This window comes from Sphingomonas sp., assembly GCF_042095875.1.
In the GTDB taxonomy this organism is placed as follows: Bacteria; Pseudomonadota; Alphaproteobacteria; order Sphingomonadales; family Sphingomonadaceae; genus Sphingomonas.
On record NZ_JBELMJ010000020.1, the window covers coordinates 23,724 to 42,698 of the forward strand.

Annotated in this window: 20 protein-coding genes; 17 read left to right on the forward strand and 3 right to left on the reverse strand. The window is 70.9% G+C overall.

Features of this window, described 5'->3' with window-relative positions; genetic code table 11:
- Positions 1–44: 44 nt before the first annotated feature.
- Entirely contained in the window at positions 45–644 is a 600-nt protein-coding gene (locus ACFDS6_RS08950) for a J domain-containing protein (RefSeq protein WP_375271810.1), read from the reverse strand.
- Positions 645–693: 49 nt separating this feature from the next.
- Between ACFDS6_RS08950 and ACFDS6_RS08955 the strand changes: the two genes are divergently transcribed.
- The 5 genes from ACFDS6_RS08955 (at position 694) to ACFDS6_RS08975 (ending at position 4,126) form a co-directional block, all read left to right on the forward strand.
- Positions 694–1,020, forward strand: a complete 327-nt coding sequence (locus ACFDS6_RS08955; protein ID WP_375271811.1) for a BolA family protein — start codon at positions 694–696, stop codon at positions 1,018–1,020.
- Complete coding sequence (locus tag ACFDS6_RS08960) at positions 1,017–1,724, forward strand: glutathione S-transferase (RefSeq protein WP_375271812.1); 708 nt, start codon at positions 1,017–1,019, stop codon at positions 1,722–1,724. The genes ACFDS6_RS08955 and ACFDS6_RS08960 overlap by 4 nt, the downstream gene beginning before the upstream one ends.
- A 16-nt stretch (positions 1,725–1,740) precedes the next feature.
- On the forward strand, positions 1,741–2,202 hold the full coding sequence (locus ACFDS6_RS08965; RefSeq protein ID WP_375271813.1) for an NUDIX hydrolase: 462 nt from the start codon (positions 1,741–1,743) through the stop codon (positions 2,200–2,202).
- Positions 2,183–3,100 (forward strand): pirin family protein, encoded by a 918-nt coding sequence (locus ACFDS6_RS08970; protein WP_375271814.1) that lies wholly within the window; start codon positions 2,183–2,185, stop codon positions 3,098–3,100. The genes ACFDS6_RS08965 and ACFDS6_RS08970 overlap by 20 nt, the downstream gene beginning before the upstream one ends.
- A gap of 99 nt (positions 3,101–3,199) precedes the next feature.
- On the forward strand, positions 3,200–4,126 hold the full coding sequence (locus ACFDS6_RS08975) for a hypothetical protein (RefSeq protein WP_375271815.1): 927 nt from the start codon (positions 3,200–3,202) through the stop codon (positions 4,124–4,126).
- Here ACFDS6_RS08975 and ACFDS6_RS08980 read toward each other — a convergent pair.
- Positions 4,123–5,253: a DUF2332 domain-containing protein gene (locus tag ACFDS6_RS08980; RefSeq protein WP_375271816.1), complete on the reverse strand. Its 1,131-nt coding sequence runs from the start codon at positions 5,251–5,253 to the stop codon at positions 4,123–4,125. The two genes, ACFDS6_RS08975 and ACFDS6_RS08980, sit on opposite strands and share 4 nt — an antisense overlap.
- A 35-nt stretch (positions 5,254–5,288) precedes the next feature.
- Here ACFDS6_RS08980 and hisG point away from each other — a divergent pair, with 35 nt between their 5' ends.
- On the forward strand, positions 5,289–5,981 hold the full coding sequence (gene hisG / locus ACFDS6_RS08985; RefSeq protein WP_375271817.1) for an ATP phosphoribosyltransferase: 693 nt from the start codon (positions 5,289–5,291) through the stop codon (positions 5,979–5,981).
- Positions 5,978–7,279: a histidinol dehydrogenase gene (gene hisD / locus ACFDS6_RS08990; RefSeq protein WP_375271818.1), complete on the forward strand. Its 1,302-nt coding sequence runs from the start codon at positions 5,978–5,980 to the stop codon at positions 7,277–7,279. Before hisG ends, hisD begins: the two co-directional genes overlap by 4 nt.
- 112 nt (positions 7,280–7,391) lie before the next feature.
- On the opposite strand, the gene ACFDS6_RS08995 is transcribed toward hisD, so the two are convergent.
- Positions 7,392–7,910: a ferritin-like domain-containing protein gene (locus ACFDS6_RS08995; RefSeq protein ID WP_375271835.1), complete on the reverse strand. Its 519-nt coding sequence runs from the start codon at positions 7,908–7,910 to the stop codon at positions 7,392–7,394.
- 139 nt (positions 7,911–8,049) lie between these two features.
- Here ACFDS6_RS08995 and nusB point away from each other — a divergent pair, with 139 nt between their 5' ends.
- The 10 genes from nusB to ACFDS6_RS09045 all read left to right on the forward strand — a co-directional run bounded on the left by nusB (position 8,050) and on the right by ACFDS6_RS09045 (position 18,963).
- Positions 8,050–8,556: a transcription antitermination factor NusB gene (nusB, locus tag ACFDS6_RS09000; protein ID WP_375271819.1), complete on the forward strand. Its 507-nt coding sequence runs from the start codon at positions 8,050–8,052 to the stop codon at positions 8,554–8,556.
- 3 nt (positions 8,557–8,559) lie between these two features.
- On the forward strand, positions 8,560–8,739 hold the full coding sequence (locus ACFDS6_RS09005) for a DUF4169 family protein (protein WP_375271820.1): 180 nt from the start codon (positions 8,560–8,562) through the stop codon (positions 8,737–8,739).
- Between the two features lie 57 nt (positions 8,740–8,796).
- Positions 8,797–10,332 (forward strand): cation:proton antiporter, encoded by a 1,536-nt coding sequence (locus ACFDS6_RS09010; RefSeq protein ID WP_375271821.1) that lies wholly within the window; start codon positions 8,797–8,799, stop codon positions 10,330–10,332.
- Positions 10,333–10,336: 4 nt separating this feature from the next.
- On the forward strand, positions 10,337–11,236 hold the full coding sequence (gene thiL / locus ACFDS6_RS09015) for a thiamine-phosphate kinase (protein WP_375271822.1): 900 nt from the start codon (positions 10,337–10,339) through the stop codon (positions 11,234–11,236).
- A gap of 86 nt (positions 11,237–11,322) precedes the next feature.
- Positions 11,323–13,494, forward strand: a complete 2,172-nt coding sequence (locus ACFDS6_RS09020) for a sodium-translocating pyrophosphatase (RefSeq protein ID WP_375271823.1) — start codon at positions 11,323–11,325, stop codon at positions 13,492–13,494.
- Between the two features lie 202 nt (positions 13,495–13,696).
- Complete coding sequence (locus ACFDS6_RS09025) at positions 13,697–16,561, forward strand: TonB-dependent receptor domain-containing protein (protein WP_375271824.1); 2,865 nt, start codon at positions 13,697–13,699, stop codon at positions 16,559–16,561.
- 461 nt (positions 16,562–17,022) lie between these two features.
- Positions 17,023–17,268 (forward strand): translation initiation factor IF-1, encoded by a 246-nt coding sequence (infA, locus tag ACFDS6_RS09030; RefSeq protein WP_026325702.1) that lies wholly within the window; start codon positions 17,023–17,025, stop codon positions 17,266–17,268.
- 33 nt (positions 17,269–17,301) lie between these two features.
- Entirely contained in the window at positions 17,302–17,868 is a 567-nt protein-coding gene (locus ACFDS6_RS09035; protein ID WP_375271825.1) for a Maf family protein, read from the forward strand.
- Positions 17,861–18,793: a ribonuclease gene (locus ACFDS6_RS09040; RefSeq protein ID WP_375271826.1), complete on the forward strand. Its 933-nt coding sequence runs from the start codon at positions 17,861–17,863 to the stop codon at positions 18,791–18,793. Before ACFDS6_RS09035 ends, ACFDS6_RS09040 begins: the two co-directional genes overlap by 8 nt.
- Positions 18,790–18,963, forward strand: coding sequence for a DNA gyrase inhibitor YacG (locus tag ACFDS6_RS09045; RefSeq protein WP_375271827.1), 174 nt, complete (start codon positions 18,790–18,792; stop codon positions 18,961–18,963). Before ACFDS6_RS09040 ends, ACFDS6_RS09045 begins: the two co-directional genes overlap by 4 nt.
- Positions 18,964–18,975: the final 12 nt, after the last annotated feature.

Genomic DNA, 18,975 nt, shown 5'->3' on the forward strand with positions numbered 1-18,975 from the left:
AACCCGCCGCGCGCGCGGCGGTTGCCTGTTCGCGCACGAAAGCGTCACGCGAAGGCGGGGGCCTGGCGCAACTGCTGGTACGCCGCGATCACCTTGGTCAGCCGCTCCTCGTGGCTGCGGTCGCCGCCGTTACGGTCGGGGTGGTATTTGCGCACCAGCTCGGAATAGCGCTTGCGTAAGGCAGCGCGGTCCGCGTCGGGCGCGAGGGCGAGCACGTCGAGGCTGCGGCGGTCCTCGCCCGACAAGGGCTTGCCGTCCGCCCGCTCGGGCGCGACCGTCCGGCGGAAGCGCGCGCCGATCGCGTCGAGCGGATCGGCGAAATCGGCCCATCGCGGCGGCTGGTCGCCGCGGCCGCCGCGCGCGAAGGCGCGCGTCTCGCGCTCCCACCCCGCGGTCGGACTCTGCGCGCGGTGGATCTCGTCCGCGCTCATGCCCTCGAAGAAATTGTAGCCCGCGTTGAACGCGCGCACGTGGTCGAGGCAGAACCAGCGGAAGCGCGGCGGACCGTCGGCATTCGCGGCCCCCTCGGGCGGCGGCGCGCGGAACTCGCCCGCCTCGTCGCAGCCCGGGTGGTCGCACGCGCGACCGGTCCCTTCGATGCGGCCGTGAAACCGCGCATTGGGTCGTTCCTTCCTGACGGTCACGATGTTCGAGCCTGGCGCCTTTCCCGCGAAAACACGCTATATGGGGTCCATGACCGACCCTGCCACCAGCCCGAATGCCTCGAACGCCGGCCCGAGCGCCGGGTCGGTCGAGCGCGCGATGATCGAGCGCCTGACCGCCGCACTGTCGCCCACGCACCTGCAGGTAATCAACGAGAGCGCGCAGCACCGCGGCCACATGGGCGACGACGGGTCGGGCGAGAGCCACTTCCGCGTCGTGATCGAGAGCGCGGCGTTCACCGGCCAGTCGCGCGTGGCGCAGCAGCGCATGGTCAATCGCGCGCTCGCCGACCTGCTCGCCGACCACGTCCACGCGCTCGCGATCCAAGCGCGCGCGCCGGCGGAGGCGACGCGATGACGCCGAGACTGTGGTACTGGCCTGAGATACAGGGCCGCGGCGAGTTCATCCGCTTGGCACTCGAGGCCGCGGGCATCGCGTACGAGGATTGCGCGCGCGATCGCGGCACCGACGCGCTGATCGCCGACATGGAGGAGCGCGCCGGACGCGCGCCGTTCGCGCCGCCCTACCTAGAGATCGACGGGCTGGTGATCGCGCAGGTCGCGAACATCCTGCTCTACCTCGGCGACCGCCGCGAGCTGGCGCCCTCCGCGATCGTCGACCGCTACTGGATCCACCAGCTCCAGCTCACGATCGCGGACCTGGTGATGGAGGTGCACAACGTGCACCATCCGGTCGCCGTCATGGATTACTACGACGACCAGAAGCCCGAGGCCGCGCGCGCCGCGCGCCAGTTCCGCGACGAGCGTCTGCCCAAGTTCCTCGACCATCTGGAGGAAGCGGCCGAGTGCAACGACGGCCCGTGGATGATCGACCATCGCTGGACCTACGCCGACACGTCGACCTTCCAGCTGATCGAGGGGCTGCGCTACATGTTCCCGCGGCGCATGGCGACGCTCGCGCCCGACTATCCCGGGCTCGCACGCGTCCACGACCTCGTCGCCAAGCTGCCCGGCATCCGCGCCTATATCGCCAGCGATCGCCGCATCGCGTTCAACGAACAGGGTATCTTCCGCCATTATCCCGAACTCGATGCCGCGTGACGGGACGATCGGGCGGGTGAGCGCGACGGTCACGCGCGTGCCGCGTCCCGCCGCGCGTATCCTGCTGGCCGATGCGCGGGATCGCGTGCTGCTGTTCCGCTTCACGCCGCCCGATCGCGCGCCGCTGTGGTGCACGCCCGGCGGCGCGGTCGATCCGGGCGAGAGCTACGAGGCGGCGGCCCGGCGCGAATTGTGGGAGGAAACGGGGCTCGATCGCGACTGCGGTCGCCAGGTCGCGCGCCGCGTCGTCGATTTTCTCACCTTCGACCGGGTCGAGGTGACCGCGGACGAGCGCTGGTTCCGCGTCGATGTCGACGCGCACGACGTGGCGGGTGCCGCGCTGACCGACCAGGAACGCGAACTGATGGCGGAGGCGCGCTGGTTCGCACGCGACGAACTCGCCGCCTGGCCCGAAGTGATCTACCCCGCCGACCTGCTCGCCATGCTGGAGGAAACCGATGTCCACGCCCCCGAATGACGGCGACGCGCTGATCCTGCAGACGCTAGAGCCCGCGACGCACGATCTCGGCGGGTTCAAGGTCTATCGCACGCTGCCGCACAAGGATCGGACGATGGTCGGTCCATTCCTGTTCTTCGATCAGATGGGACCCGCACACCTGCCGCCGGGCGACGGCGTCGACGTGCGCCCGCACCCCCATATCGGGCTGTCGACCGTCACCTACCTGTTCGAGGGCGCGTTCCAGCACCGCGACTCGCTCGGCAGCGACGTGCGTATCACGCCTGGCGCGGTGAACCTGATGACCGCCGGCTCGGGCATCGTCCATTCCGAGCGCTCGCCTCAGGACGTGCGCCCCGACGGCCCCGCGCTCGCCGGCATACAGACCTGGCTGGCGCTGCCCGACCATTTGGAGGAGCACGATCCCGCGTTCGAGCACGTCGGTGCCGACGCTTTGCCCAAGATCGCCTACGCCGGCGCCCGCGCGCGCATCATCATGGGTTCGCTTTGGGGACAGCGCGCGCCAACCACGACCTGGGCCGACACGATCTACGCCGACATTATGCTGGACGCGGGCGGCAGCGTGCCCGTCGACCATTCCACCGACGAGCGCGCGGTGTACCTCGTGCACGGGCAGGCGACGCTCGACGGTTTGGCGCTGGAGCCGCAACGGCTCTACGTGCTGCGCCCGGGCACCGCGGCGACGCTCAGGTCGCACGCCGGCGGGCGCGTGATGCTGGCGGGTGGCGCGGCTTTCCCGACACCGCGCCACGTATGGTGGAATTTCGTCTCCTCGTCGCGCGACCGCATCCGCGAGGCGCGCCGCGCGTGGAAGGCGGGCGAGTTCGCCGCCGTGCCGGGCGACGACGGGGAATGGATCCCGATCCCCGAGGTCCCTAAAACGGTCAGCTATCCGTAACGGGGCGGCGCGCGCAGCCTTGATCCAGGTCAACCTTGCTGACACACAAGTCACCAGGCGCTGACCATGTCGCAGTCGCCGAACGGGGAAGCAGAGGCGATGAGAGCGGAAGACCTGCGCGGCGGCACCAATCGGCCGGGCATAGCCGCGGCGGCGTTCGCGATGCCGCCCGGCATGGCGATCCGCTACGATCTGCCCGCGACCGGCCTGAAGGAGCTGATCAGCGGATACGCCATCTACGGCGCGCAGAGCCGTGCCGAGATGATCAACTGGTTCCTGCCCGCGCCCGCGATGATCTGCATCCTGCTCGACGCCGGCCCGGTCAACATCGCGATCCGCAATCATCGGTTCCAGCCCGCACCAGTCAGCCTCTACGGCCCGACCAGCTGCGCGCTGCGCGCCTCCACCACCGGCGGCATCCAGGTCGGGGTCGGCCTGACCGCGCTCGGCTGGATCAGCCTGATGCCGGGGTCGGCGGGCGCGCTCCACAACCGCGTGGTGCCGCTCGACCAGCTGCTCGATCCCGCAGTGTCGGCGCAGCTGCTGGCCGAGCTCACCCAGCTCGACGACGAGACGCGGATCGCCGCCACCGTCGACAGGGTCCTCGCGCCCTTGTTCAACCGCCAGCACCCCCACGCCGACGCGGTGCGCCGCTTCACCGACCTGATGCTGGTCGACGGCGTGATCGAGATCGCCGACGCGGCCGAGCGGCTCGCGCTGCCCGCCACCACCTTGCGCCGGGTCGCGATCCACGCCTTCGGCATGCCGCCCAAGCTGCTGCTGCGGCGCGCGCGCTTCCTGCGCTCCTTCATCGCGCTGCTCCGCTCGGGCGAGCCGATGTCCTACGAGCTGATCGACAGCAGCTACTACGACTCCTCGCACTTCCTGCGCGACGCCAACACGTTCCTGGGCACCACGCCGCGCCGCTTCATGGCACAGGGCACGACCTTCATGGCCGCCAGCCTCGTCGCCCGCGCCGCCGCGATCGGCCCGCCGACGCAGGCGCTCCACGCGCGCGCGGGCTAGTCCGCCGCCCGCCGCATCGCGTAGTCGCGCGTCTCGAACGGCGGGGTGAGCCCCTCGACCCACGCACCGTGCGCGTGGGTCAGCGCGACGAGCTCCATCGGCGTCTCGCCCGGCCAGCACCGCACGCTCACCTCGTGGCGGTGCAGGTCGCGGTCGGGTTCCATCATCACCCAGGCGAGCGGCCGCTCCGCGCTCGCCCGCGCGCCCGCCGCCGTCATCGCCTCGCGAATGCACGCCTGCCCCTTGGGCGGCAGGTACTGCCACATCACCGAATGCATCAGCACCCGCGTGACCCCCGACGGCTGCGGCTCCGCCAGCCGCGCCTCGACCCAGTCGGCGGCGTCGCCCTCAACCAGATCGACGCCGTGTTCGCGCACCGCCCGGATCGCGGTGTCGAGCCGCGCCTGCCGCTCGCCCGCGTCGACCCAGACATAGGCCTGCAACCGCTCGGCCGCGGCCAGATCGCCTAGATCGACCGGCGCGATATCGACCCCGCGCGCGGACACGACGTTGGCCGCGGCCTCGGGCGGCGGCGTGCCGCGCCACTCGGGCACGATCCTGATCCGAGAGTCCTCAGGGCCGACCCGCACCCCGCCCAAGTCGAAGCGCATCCGCCCGATCAGCAGGTTGAGCCCCGCGCTCGACCCGATCTCCAGCACCTCGACCCGCGGACCGAAGCGCGCGGCGACGTGGAGCAGCCCGGTCATCAGGCCCGCGGATCGTGCCGCCTCGTTGGTCTGCGGCGGCCCGTCCAGCCACGGCAGCAGCGCCGCGTCGTGCCGCGCCACCACCTGCCCCAGCACTGCCTCGACCGCGTCCTCGTCGGTAACCGCACCCGAGAACACGCGCGTCAGGGCCGCGTCCGCCGCGCGCCGGTGCAGCGCGTGCAATCCCCCGATCAGGCGCAGCACCAGCGCGTCCGCCACCGGCTCACCCGTCCAGTCGAGCACGCGCCGCCCCACCCGCGTCTCACGCGTCAGCGCGCGGCCGAGTGCGCGCGACACCCGCGCGGTGACCGGTGCCGCCATCGCATCGCAGTAACCCGCCTGCACCTCGAACGCCGCCCGGTTCTCCGCCTCGCTCGCCACCGCGCCGCCTCCTCTGCCACGCCCCGCGTCGCGCGACATTGCGCCCCTTCCCCGGCGCTCGTAAAGCCTCCGCCATGCCAGCCGACCAGCAAGACGTGACCGTCATCGCGGTGCCCAAGGGCCGCATCCTCGCCGAGGCGCTGCCGCTGCTCGCGCGCGCCGGCATCGTGCCGGAGGCCGCCTTCTCCGACGAGAACAGCCGCGCGCTGCGCTTCGCGACGCAGGACCCGCGCATCGCCTTGATCCGCGTGCGCGCGTTCGACGTCGCGACCTTCGTCGCGCACGGCGCGGCGCAGCTCGGGATCGTCGGGTCGGACGTGCTCGCCGAATTCGACTATCCCGAACTCTACGCGCCGGTCGACCTGCGGATCGGCCACTGCCGCCTGTCGGTCGCCGAGCCCGCCGCGCTCGCCGAGCACGACGATCCGCGCGGGTGGAGCCACGTGCGCGTCGCGACCAAATACCCGCATTTGACCGCGCAGCATTTCGCGCGCCGCGGCGTCCAGGCCGAGTGCATCAAGCTGAACGGCGCGATGGAGCTCGCCCCCCTGCTCGGCCTCGCGCCGCGGATCGTCGACCTCGTCTCGTCGGGCCGCACGCTCAAGGAGAACGGGCTGGTCGAGGTCGAGCCGATCCTCGACGTGTCCGCGCGCCTCGTCGTCAACCGCGCCGCGATGAAGACGCGCGCGCACGTCTTCCCGCTGGTGGAAGCGTTCCGCCGCGCCGCCGCGTCGTCGGGCGAAGCCGGACAGGAGCAGGCGGCATGATCCGCCTCGACGCCACCGACGCCGGGTTCGACGCCGCCTTCGCCGCGCTGGTCGACGATCGCCGCGAGACGTCGGTCGATGTCGCGCGCGACGTGTCGACGATCATCCGCGCGGTGCGCGATGACGGCGACGCCGCGCTCCACGCCTTCACGCAGAAGCTCGACCGCCACGACCTGAACGACACCGGCTGGCAGGTCGAGCCGGCCGCGTGCGCGGCGGCGTTCGACGCGCTGGAGCCGGAGCTGCGCGCCGCGCTGGAACTCGCCGCCGCGCGCATCCGCGCCTATCACGAGCGCCAGCGCCCCGACGACACCGACTTCACCGACGCGGCGGGCGTGCGGCTCGGCGCACGCTGGCGCGCGGTCGACGCGGCGGGCATCTACGTGCCGGGCGGGCGCGCCGCCTACCCTTCGACGCTGTTGATGAACGCGATTCCCGCGCGCGTCGCCGGGGTCGAGCGGCTGGTGGTCGTCACCCCGACCCCCGACGGCCACGTCAACCCGCTCGTCCTCGCCGCCGCGCACCTGGCGGGCGCCGACGAGGTATGGCGCGTCGGCGGCGCGCAGGCGGTCGCCGCACTCGCCTACGGCACGCCCCGCATCGCGCGCGTCGACGTCGTCACCGGCCCCGGCAACGCCTGGGTCGCGGAGGCGAAGCGGCAGGTCTACGGCGTCGTCGGCATCGACATGGTCGCGGGCCCGAGCGAGATCGTCGTCGTCGCCGACGCGCGGAACGATCCCGAGTGGATCGCCGCCGACCTGCTCAGCCAGGCCGAGCACGACGTGACCACGCAGTCGATCCTGCTGACCGACGACACCGACTTCGCCGCCCGCGTCGAGGCCGCGGTCGAGCGCCAGCTCGCCGACCTGCCCACCGCCGCCACCGCGCGTGTCGCTTGGGCGGACAATGGCGCGGTGATCGTCACGTCCAGCCTCGCCGACGCGATCCCGCTGGTCGACCGCCTCGCGCCCGAGCACGTCGAGTTCGCCTGCGACCCCGACCAGGCGCGCGAGCTGTTCGACCAGCTGCGCCACGCCGGCAGCGCGTTCCTCGGCCGCCATACGCCCGAGGCGATCGGCGACTATGTCGCGGGTCCCAACCACGTCCTGCCCACCGGGCGCCGCGCGCGCTTCGCCAGCGGGCTCGGCGTCACCGATTTCATGAAGCGGACGAGCTTCCTGCAACTCGACGAGACCGCGCTCAACGAACTCGGCCCGGCAACCGTAGCACTAGCGAATGCGGAAGGGCTCCCCGCGCACGCCAAATCGGTCGCGCTCAGGATCAGGACGAACTCCTGACCCCGTCACCCCGGACTTGATCCGGGGTCCCGCCTCTTCTCTGTGCGCCGAAAGGAAGCGGGATCCCGGCTCGAGGCCGGGATGACGGAGGTAGGACTTTAGCCTTTTCGGCTCACCCCGCCGACGCCATCTCCGCCTGGCGGTTGGTCTTGCCCGTCGCCATCGCGGTCAGCTTGTCGTCGGTGGCATATTCCTCCGCCAGCGTTTCCTTCAGGATCGACGCGATCTCGCCGCGGCCCATCTGCTCGGCCCAGGCGATCAGCGTGCCGTAGCGGGTGATCTCGTAATGCTCGACCGCCTGCGCCGCCGCGATCAGCGCCGCGTCGAGCACCTTCTTGTCCGCGATCTCGCCCGCGACCTCGTTCGCTTCCTTGATGATGCCGTCGATCGCCGGGCAGGTGACGCCCGTCGCCTTCTCGCCCATCAGCCCGAAGATGCGGTCGAGCCGGTCGATCTGCCCGCGCGTCTCGCTCAGATGCTGCTCGAACCCGGCCTTCAGCCCGGCGTCGCTCGCCTTGTCGATCATCTTGGGCAGCGCCTTGGTGATCTGGTTCTCGGCATAGTACACGTCCTGCAGCTGGTGCAGGAACAGGTCGTCGAACGTCTTGATGTCCTTGGTGAACAGGCCCATGGTCGTCACTCCTCTTGATCCATCCTCGTAACGGGACAGCGGCGAAGTCGTTGCCTGCGCACGACAATTCATCCTCGCCGAGGCCCGCGCGACGCGAAGGGGTGACGAAGCGCGCCCGCGCGACTACATCGCCGCCCTTATGTCCCGCACCGCTGCCCGCTCGCGCGCCCGCGCCGCCGCTCGCCTCGCCGCCGTTCAGGCGCTCTACCAGCACGAGATGGAGGCCACGCCGGTTCCGCAGCTGCTGACCGAGTTCCACCACCACCGCCTCGGCGCGACGATCGAGGACGTCGAGTACGCCGACGCCGACATCGTCTTCTTCGACGATCTGGTGAAGGGCACGCAGGCGCGGCTCGACGAGGTCGACCGGCTGATCGCCGCGCGGCTGTCGTCGGGTTGGAGCTTCGACCGGCTCGACAAGCCGATGAAGGCGATCCTGCGCGTCGGCACCTACGAACTGCTCGCCCGCAGCGACGTGCCCGTCGGCGCCGCGATCAGCGAGTACGTCGATGTCGCCGATGCCTTCTACGAGCGGCGCGAGAAGGGCTTCGTCAACGGCATCCTCGACGCGGTGGCGAAGGACGTGCGCGGCGGCAGCGCGCCCGCCCCCTCCTCGCCTTCTGCCACCACTACCAAGGTCGACTGATCCGTGGGCGAGGTCGTCAACCTCGGCCGCGCGCGCAAGGCAAAGGCGCGCGCCGGGGCGCAGGCGACCGCCGCCGCCAACCGCGCCGCCTTCGGCCGCACCAAGGCGGAGAAGCAGCGCGACCGGGCCGCGCGCGACCGGCTGGACGCCGCGCTCGACGGCGCGCAACGCGACCGGGACTGACCGCAGTCGCCCAATACAGGTGAGTGACATCACCGCCCAGACCGCTACCGTCGCGGCGTGACCTTCTTCGAGAGCCTTCTCGCGCTGATGCTCGCCGCGGTGGCGATGCTCCAGGTCGCGCGTCGCCTGTCGCTGCCCTACCCGACCGTGATGGCCGCAGCGGGCGTCGCGGTCGCCGCGATCCCGGGTGCGCCGGTGCTGTCGATCGATCCCGCGACCGCGCTCGCGCTGTTCATCGCGCCGATCCTGGTCGACGCGGCATTCGACTTCCCGGTGGGCGCGGCGCGGCGGTTGATGCTGCCGCTCATCGTCTACGCGGGTGTGGCGGTGCTCGCGACCGCGGGGTTCGTCGCCTGGATCGGCTGGTACACGATCGGGTTGCCGGTCGCGGCTGCGCTGACACTCGGCGCGATCGTCGCGCCGCCCGATGCGGCCGCCGCCACTGCCGTGCTGACCAACCTCCCCGTCGCCAAGCGGGTCGAGGCGGTGCTGAAGGGCGAGAGCCTGTTCAACGACGCGACGGCGCTGCTGCTGTTCAACGCCGCGCTCGCCGCGCAGATGAGCGGCACGTTCGACTGGGGCACGGGTGCACGCTTCGCGCTCGCGGCACCCGGCGGCATCGTGTTCGGCATTGCCTACGGGCTGCTGGTGCGCCGGTTGCAGCCGCACGTCGAGAAGACGGTCGGTGGCACGCTGCTGCAATTCCTCCACGCCTTCGTCACCTGGATTGTAGCCGAGCATCTGCACCTCTCTGCCGTGCTCGCGGTGGTGGCCAGCGCAATGACGATCGCGGCGAACACGAATCACACCTCGCCCAGGATGCGTGTTCACTCCTACGCGGTGTGGACCACCGTCGTGTTCCTGTTGAACGTCTTCGCCTTCCTGCTGATGGGCGAGCAATCAAGGAACATCCTGTCGGCGATGTCGGGCGCGGAACTGGTCAACGCCGGCTGGCTCGCCGTGTGGGTAGTGCTGGGCGTGGTCGCGACGCGGCTGCTGATCGCGTTCGGTTACCGCGCGGTTGTGCTCTGGCGCGTGCTCCACGGCCGCGAGATGAAGCCGATCAGCCCGGCGGAGACGTTCCTGCTCGGCTGGTCGGGGATGCGCGGGCTCGTCACGCTCGCCACCGCCTTCGCGCTGCCCACCGGCTTCCCTCAGCGCGACGCGGTGGTGCTCGCCGCCTTCGCGGTCGTGCTCGCGACCGTGGTGATACAGGGCGCGACGTTGAACCCGCTGATCCGCTGGCTCGGGATCGGGCGGGCGAAGGAGGCGCGCGAGGAGGTCGACCACGCCCGGCTTGAACTCGCCCAGGCCGCGCTCGCGCGGCTCGACGGTGAAGAAGGCGACGCGGCCGAGCAGTTGCGCCGCGAGTACCAGGACATTCGCGACGGCGTATCGGGCAAGGATCCCGACACGCTCAACCGCCGCCACGGCCTCGCCATCGCCGCCGTGCTCGCGCAGCGCGACCGGCTCGAGGCGCTGCGCCACGACCAGTCGATCAGCAGCGACACCTACCTCCTGCTCCAGGAAGCGCTCGATTGGCGACAGCTAACCGTCTCGGGCGACGAGGATCGCCGGATCGAGGAGAATTGAGCCGGTGGACGAGCGCGCCTTCCTGATCGCCCTGCGCGCGCTGCCGCTCCACCCCGGTGCTGGCGACCTGCGCGACGACGCGGCGCGGCTCGCCGGGCTGGTCGTCACCACCGACACGCTGGTGGAGGGCGTCCACTTCCTCGCGTCCGATCCGGCGGCGGACGTCGCGTGGCGGCTGGTCGCGACCAACCTGTCCGATCTCGCGGCCAAGGGCGCGCGCGTCGAGGGCGTGCTGCTCAACTATCCCTTGTCCGATCCGGCGTGGGACAATGCGTTTCTCCGCGGTTTGGCCACGGTGCTGGAGCGCTACGACGCGCGATTGCTCGGCGGCGACACCGTGTCGCTCCCGCCCGGCGCGCCGCGCGTGCTGACGCTGACCGCGTTCGGCGCCGACGCCGCCGCGCCGCCGCGCTGGGCCGCGCAGGCGGGCGACGCCTTGTGGGTTACCGGCACCATCGGCGACGCGAGGCCCGGGCTCGCGATCGCGCGCATCGGGCACGCGCGCGACGAGGACGAGGCGTATCTGCTCGCGCGCTATCGCCGACCCACACCGCGCTTGGGGCAGGGGCGCGCACTCGCCCCCCACGTCCACGCGATGATGGACGTGTCCGACGGGCTGCTGATCGACGCCGCGCGCATGGCGGAGGCGAGCGGGCTGGCGGTCGCGGTCGCGCTCGACCAGGTGCCGCTGTCGCGCGCGGCGCGTCGCTACGGGCTGGACGCACTCGCCGCCGCCACCGCGGGCGACGATTACGAGCTGCTGTTCGCCGCGCCGGCAGACTGGGTCCCGCCGGTCCACGCGACCCGCGTCGGCCACTTCGCCGCAGGCAGCGGGCTGTCGTTGACGCGCGACGGCACCCGCGTGCCGCTGCCCCACCACCTGGGTTATCAGCACGGCGCTTGACTTCGCGCCCGGTTGAGCGCCCCTTCTGCTCCGGGCGAGCGCGAGCCAACATTGCGCCGCCCCGAATATAGGAGGGAAGAACGGGCATGACGAGCGTCTATGTCGCCATCCTCTGCGGCCTGGTGGCCGTGGCCTATGGCATCCTCACCAGCGGCCAGGTGCTGCGACAACCCGCCGGCAACGCGCGCATGCAGGACATCGCCGCCGCGATCCAGGAAGGCGCCAAGGCGTATCTCGGGCGGCAGTACACCACCATCGCGATCGTCGGCGTGATCGTCGCGGTGATCCTGTTCGCGACGCTCGGCACGTTGTCGACGGTCGGCTTCGTCATCGGCGCGCTGCTGTCGGGGGTCGCGGGCTTCGTCGGCATGAACATCTCGGTGCGCGCCAACGTCCGCACCGCGGAGGCCGCGCGCGGCAGCCTGCAGGGCGGGCTCACCACCGCGTTCCGCTCGGGCGCGGTCACGGGGATGCTCGTCGCCGGGCTCGGCCTGCTCGCGATTGCGGGCTTCTTCTGGTACCTCGTCGGCCCCGGCGGGCGCGCCCCCAACGACCGCGCGATCGTCGAGGCGCTGACCGCGCTCGCCTTCGGCGCGTCGCTGATCTCGATCTTCGCGCGGCTGGGCGGCGGCATCTTCACCAAGGCCGCCGACGTCGGCGCCGACCTGGTCGGCAAGGTCGAGGCCGGTATCCCGGAGGACGATCCGCGCAACCCCGCGGTCATCGCGGACAATGTCGGCGACAATGTCGGCGACTGCGCCGGCATGGCCGCCGATCTGTTCGAGACCTACGTCGTCACATTGGGCGTCACGATGATCTCGATCGCGCTGCTGATCCGCGCTGATGCTACCGAGCTGCTCCGGCTGATGAGCCTGCCGCTGATCGTCGGCGGCGTGTGTATCCTGACCTCGATCATCGGCACCTACATGGTGCGGCTCGGGCGCGGCGGCTCGATCATGGGCGCGCTCTACAAGGGGTTCTGGACGAGCGCGCTGCTCTCCATTCCCGCGATCTACGCGGTGACGCGCTGGACGCTGGGCGACATGGACGCGGTGATCGGCGGCGCGGGCTTCCTCGACCCCGCGGGTGACGACCTGACCACGGGCGCGGAGGCCGCGACGCAGGCGGGCGGCACGCTCGCCTCCTTTACCGGCAACGACCTGTTCTGGTGCATGCTGATCGGGCTCGCGGTCACCGGGCTGATCGTCTGGATCACCGAATATTACACCGGCACCAACTACCGGCCCGTCAAGTCGATCGCCAAGGCGTCCGAGACCGGCCACGGCACCAACGTGATCCAGGGCCTCGCGATCAGCCTGGAGGCGACCGCGCTGCCGACGCTGGTGATCGTCGTCGCGGTCATCGCCGCCTACAAGCTCGCCGGCATCATCGGCATCGCGTTCGGCGCGACCTCGATGCTCGCGCTCGCCGGCATGGTCGTGGCGCTCGACGCCTACGGGCCCGTCACCGACAACGCCGGCGGCATCGCCGAGATGGCGGGGCTGGAGGACGAGGTCCGCGCGCGTACCGACGCGCTCGACGCGGTTGGCAACACGACCAAGGCGGTGACCAAGGGCTACGCGATCGGCTCCGCCGGGCTCGCCGCGCTCGTCCTGTTCGGCGCCTACACCACCGATCTCGCAACCTACTTCCCCGACCTGACCGTCGATTTCAGCCTGTCCAACCCGTACGTCATCGTCGGCCTGCTGCTCGGCGCGCTGCTGCCGTACCTGTTCGGCGCATTCGGGATGACCGCGGTCGGCCGCGCGGCGGGCGCGGTGGTCGAGGAGGTGCGCGAGCAGTTCCGCGACAATCCCGGCATCATGGCGGGCACCAGCCGTCCGAACTACGGCCGCACCGTCGATCTCGTCACCCGCGCCGCGATCCGCGAGATGATCGTGCCCTCGCTGCTCCCCGTCCTTTCCCCCATCGCGCTCTACTTGGTCGTCCGGCTGGTCGACGGGCAGGCGAGCGCCTTCGCCGCGGTCGGCGCGATGCTCCTGGGCGTCATCGTCTCCGGCCTGTTCGTCGCGCTGTCGATGACCTCGGGTGGCGGCGCGTGGGACAATGCCAAGAAGTACATCGAGGACGGCAATCACGGCGGCAAGGGATCGGAGGCGCACAAGGCCGCGGTCACCGGCGACACCGTCGGCGATCCCTACAAGGACACCGCCGGCCCCGCGGTCAACCCGATGATCAAGATCACCAATATCGTCGCCCTCCTGCTGCTCGCCGCGCTGGCGGGCGGCGCGGGGTAACAGCTGCGCCGGGGCGGGCCTGCCACCCGCCCCGCGCGATACGGCATCGTTGCTGCACCACTGCGACATCCGCGACACAGTGCGACGGCTTCGCGCATTGCGCAGCTTTGTGCGCTTGTCCTCGCCCTTGATCCACGGAATGTTGCGCGTGCGTGACGAACAATCGCCGAATGTTACGGCGAGCGCGCGCACCGGGGGTCTCATGCACAGCACAGCCTATCGCCTCTCGACCGGTATCGCCGCCGCCGCGATGATCGCCGCGCTCCACGCCGCGCCCGCCGCCGCGCAGGAATCGGGCGTCGTGGCGGCGCAGGAAGTGGCGGCACAGAGCCCGGCCGACGACATCGTCGTCACCGGCTCGCGCATCCGCCGCGATCCGCTCGATCAACCCTCGCCCGTCATTACCGTCGATGAGGCATCGATCGCGCGCACCGGCCTGTCGTCGATCGCCGACGTGCTGCAACGTATCCCCGCCTCGGCCGGCGGCCTCAACACCAAGTTCAACAATTCGGGCAACCTCGGCAACCCGCCCGACGGCGGCGGCGTCGGCGCGGGCTCGGCCGCGATCGACCTGCGCTATCTCGGCGCCAAGCGCACGCTCGTGCTGGTCGACGGCCTGCGCTACGTCAACGGTGCCTCGGCCAGCGGCATTCCCGGCACCGTCGACCTGAACTCGATCCCCGACGTGATGATCGACCGGATCGAGGTGCTGCAATCCGCCGCTTCCGCGCTCTACGGCTCCGACGCGGTCGGCGGCGTCGTCAACATCATCACCAAGGAGCGCCAGGTCGGCCTGCGCGCCACCGCGCAATACGGCCAGTACCTCGACACCAAGGACGGCGAGACGCAGAACTACCAGCTCAGCTACGGCGTCGGCGACGACGTCGCGCACGTCGTCGCGGGCGGTTACTACGTCAAGCAGGAAGACGTCAGCGCGCGCGATCGCGACATCTCGCAATTCCCCAACCCCGGCCAGACCTCGTGCGCCGACCCGATCGGCGGCTGCTCCAGCTTCACCCCGCTCGGCCGCTTCCTCGTCAACGGCCAGAACATCACGCTGCGCGGCCCCGTCGCGTCGGGGCGTCCGGTGTACGACCCGACGCTCGCCGGCGGCGACTTCAAGGCGTTCACCGCCGCCGACCGCTTCAACTTCGCGCCGTTCAACTACTTCCTCACCCCCAATGAACGCTATGGCGGCTTCATCTCGGCGCGCACCTCCTTCTCCGACGCGCTCAACCTGCGCGTGAAGGCGGTGTACAACCGCCGCAATTCGCAGAACCAGGCCGCGTTCCTGCCGCTCGGCATCGGGCCCGACGTCGGCAACGGCAATCTGCTCGACACCTTGTCGGTCGACGCCACCAACCCGTTCAATCCGTTCGGCGTCACGCTGGTCCCGGGGCAGAACTACACCGCGATTTTCCGCCGGCTGGTGGAGGCGGGGCAGCGCACCTACTCGCAGCGCGTCGACACGATGAGCCTGACCGGCACGCTCGACGGCAGGTTCCAGCTGTTCGGCCGCAACTGGTACTGGGATGCCAACGCGGTCATCGGCTACAACGAGGCGAAGCAGCTCTTCACCGGCAACGTCAATTCGTCGCGTCTGCAACAGGCGCTCGGCCCGGTCGCGCAATGCACCGGCGACTGCGTGCCGTTCAACTTCTTCGGCGGGGTCGGCTCGATCACGCCCGCGATGCTCGCCTTCGTCGGCTTCGACGAACGCTCGCGCTCGCGTCAGCGGTTGCAGGATTACACCGCCAACCTGTCGGGCGAATTGTTCGACCTGCCCGGCGGCCCCGTCGGCATCGCGATCGGCTACGAGCACCGCGACCAGTTCGGCAGCTTCAACCCCGATCCCGTCACCGCCGCGGGGTTCAGCGCCGACATCCCGGCGCAGCCCGCCTCCGGCCGCTTCAACACCGACGAGGTCTACGGCGAGCTGCGCCTGCCACTGCTCAAGGACGTGCCGTTCTTCTCCTCGCTCGAACTGAATGGCGCGGTGCGCTACGCCGATTACTCGACCTTCGGCGGCAACACGACTTTGACCGGCGGCGCGCTGTGGAAACCGGTCGCCGACCTGCTGCTGCGCGGCTCCTACGCCGAGAGCTTGCGCGCACCCTCGATCGGTGAGCTGTTCGGCGCGCAGTCGCGCTTCGATCAGCCGCTCGGCGATCCGTGCAGCAATATCGCGGGCTCGCCCTATCGCGCCTCGGCCACCGTGCGGACCAACTGCACCGCCAACGGCGTTCCGGCGAACGGCAGCTACGCCGAGCCCGACGGACAGCTACCCGTGCTGACCGGCGGCAACCGCGCGCTCCAGCCGGAAACCGCGCGCACCCTGCTGTTCGGCGGCGTGTACAGCCCGGCCTGGGCGCGCACCGGCTTCGCCAGCGCCTTGAGCCTCGAGGTCAATTACTACGACATCAAGGTCGACGGCGCGATCGCCGCGATCCCGGCCGACGTGCTGCTCGGCCGCTGCGCGCAGGCCGCCGACGCGCTCAGCTGCGCCGCGATCCGTCGCGCGCCCAGCGGCATCGTCACCGCGATCAACGGCGTGCTGCTCAACACCGGCGGCATCCGCACGCGCGGGCTCGACGGCACCTTCACCTTCCGCTCGCGCCAGACCGGCTGGGGCACGTTCGGCCTGTCGGTGCTCGGCAACTACCTGCTGCGCTACGCCGAAACGGTGCCCGCCACCGCCGGCACCACCACCACCCGCTACGAGGGGACCGAGCGCGGCAGCCCGGACCAGGCCTATCCGCACTTCAAGGGGCAGGCGATCCTCGACTGGAGCGGCGGCCCGATCGGCGCGACGGTAACCGGGCGCTACATCGACAACGTGATCGAGACGCAGAACGGCAACCGGCTGGAGAAGCGCTTCTACACCGACGTCCAGCTGCAGTTCCGCCCCAGCTGGATCGACAATCGCCTCGCGCTGACGATCGGCGTCAACAACCTGTTCGACAAGGACCCGCCGGCCTGCTTCAGCTGCAGCCTCAACAACTACGACCCCACGACCTACGACGTGCCGGGCCAGTTCGGCTACCTGCGCCTCTCCTTCGGGCTGTAAACGGCCACGCGGCGCCGGCTCGACCCCGGCGCCGCTGTCCTACAGCGCTGGTGCGCGGTATGAGCGGAGTCCTGCCGGACGCACGCCGGACGAACCGCTCTTTCTCACTGCCCACTCCACCTGCCCGGCCCGGCGGCGAGCAGACCCATACCCTCCCCCTTGCCGTCATCCCGGCGCAGGCCGGGATCCATCCTTCCCCAAGCGACCAACTACGACACGGCACCCCCACGACGCTGCACAGACTGAACCCTCTACGCACCCACACGTCTTGGCCTCACCTTAGCCTCACCTTCCGCGCGCGCCGCGCCACCTTGCCCGCCACGACGCGCCACCCCATCTTCTTAAGGAGAACGGACGCCAGCGCGTCTTGGCCTCACCTTTGACTAACTTTCCGCGCTTCCTTCCCTTTTGGCCACACCTCGGCTAAGGGCGCGCACGTCCAATCCCGAAAGAGACACCGTTTGGCGAAAGAAGAACTCCTCGAAATGCGCGGCCAAGTGGTCGAGCTGCTGCCCAACGCGATGTTCCGCGTCCGGCTCGAGAACGACCACGAGATCCTCGGCCACACCGCGGGCAAGATGCGCAAGAACCGCATCCGCGTGCTCGTCGGCGACGAGGTGCTGGTCGAACTGACCCCCTACGACCTGACCAAGGGGCGGATCACCTACCGCTTCATGCCCGGCCGCGGCGGCCCCGGCCCGCAATAATCACGCCGGGCGGCGCTTCCGCCCCGCTCCCCTATGCCGCTCGTCCTCGCCTCCTCCTCGCCGCGCCGGCGCGACCTGCTCGCGCGCCTCGGCGCCGCGCCCGACCGCGTCGCCGCGCCCGATATCGACGAGACGCCGACGAAGGGCGAGCTGCCGCGCGCCTACGCGCTGCGCATGGCGGTGGAGAAGGCGCGCGCCGTCACCCGCGCGGAGGGCGAAGTCGTGCTCGCCGGCGACACCACGATCGCGCTCGGCCGCCGCATCCTGCCCCCCGCCAGCGACGAGCAGGTCCAGCGCGACCTGCTTTCCGCGCTCTCCGGCCGCCGCCACCACGCGCTCTCCGCCATCTGCGTGATCGACGCAGCTGGGGCCGAGCGCACCCGCCTCGCCGACACGATCGTCGCGTTCAAGCCGCTTACCACGCAGGAGATCGACGCCTACGTCGCCTGCGGCGAGGGGCTCGACAAGGCAGGAGGCTACGCGATCCAGGGCCGCGCCGAGGGCTGGGTCCGCTTCCTCTCCGGCAGCCACTCCGGCGTGATCGGCCTGCCCCTGTTCGAGACGCGCGCGCTGCTCGTCACTGCCGGCATCCTTGCCTGACGCGCACTGGCTCTACGAGGACGGCATCGGCGAGGCGCGCGCCGCGCTGGTCCACGACGACCGCATCCTCGCCGCCCGCGTCGAACTGCCCGGCCGGCTGCGCGTCGGCACCGTCGCCCGCGCCCGCCTGACCGAGTTCCAGCTGGCGACGCTCGACACCGGCGAGCAGGTGGTGCTCGACCGCCGCCCGCCCGCAGTGACGCTCGGCGCCGCGCTGACCGTGGAAGTCACGCGCGAGGCGATCCCCGAGCCCGGCCGCGCCAAGCGCGCCCGCGCCCGCCTGTCCGACGCGGCACCCGCGCCCGGTCCCGACCTGCTCGCCCGCATCACCGCGACCGGCTACCCGGTCCGCACGTTGCGCACGCACGAGCCCGACCTGCTCGAACAGGCGGGCTGGTCCGAGGTGCTGGATGAGGCGCTGTCCGGAGAGATCGCCTTCGCGGGCGGCGCGCTGCGCATGTCGCCGACGCCCGCGATGACCCTGTTCGACGTCGACGGCGACGGCGCACTCGACCAACTCGCCGAGCGCGCCGCCGTGGCTGTCGCACAGGCGATTCGTCGCCACGGCATCGGCGGGTCGATCGGCGTCGACTTCCCCACGATTACCGGCAAGGCCGCAAGACAGGCGGTCGCCGCCGCGATCGACGCGCACCTCGCCCCGCCCTTCGAGCGGACCGCGGTCAACGGCTTCGGCTTTCTCCAGATCGTCCGTCCACGCTCCCGCGCCTCTCTGCCCGAGCTGCTGCGCGACGACGCGACGGCCGCGGCCACCCGCGCCGCGCTGCGCCTGATCGAGCGGACGCCGCCTAGTGCACCCAACCACCACCGCCTGTCGCCGCAGGTCAGCGCATGCCTCGACGCGCATCCCGCCTGGCTCGCCGACCTCGTGCGCCGCACCGGCCGCTCGCCTATATTGGACGCATGACCACCGCCCGCTGCCCGATCTGCTCCGCGCCCGCCACCCCCGAACACGCGCCCTTCTGCACCCGCGGCTGCAAGGACCGCGACCTGCTGCAATGGCTCGGCGAAGGATATCGCATCCCCGGCCCGCGCGTCGACGAAGAAGCGCTGGACAGCCCCGCCAACCATGACTAAGGACGCCGCTCA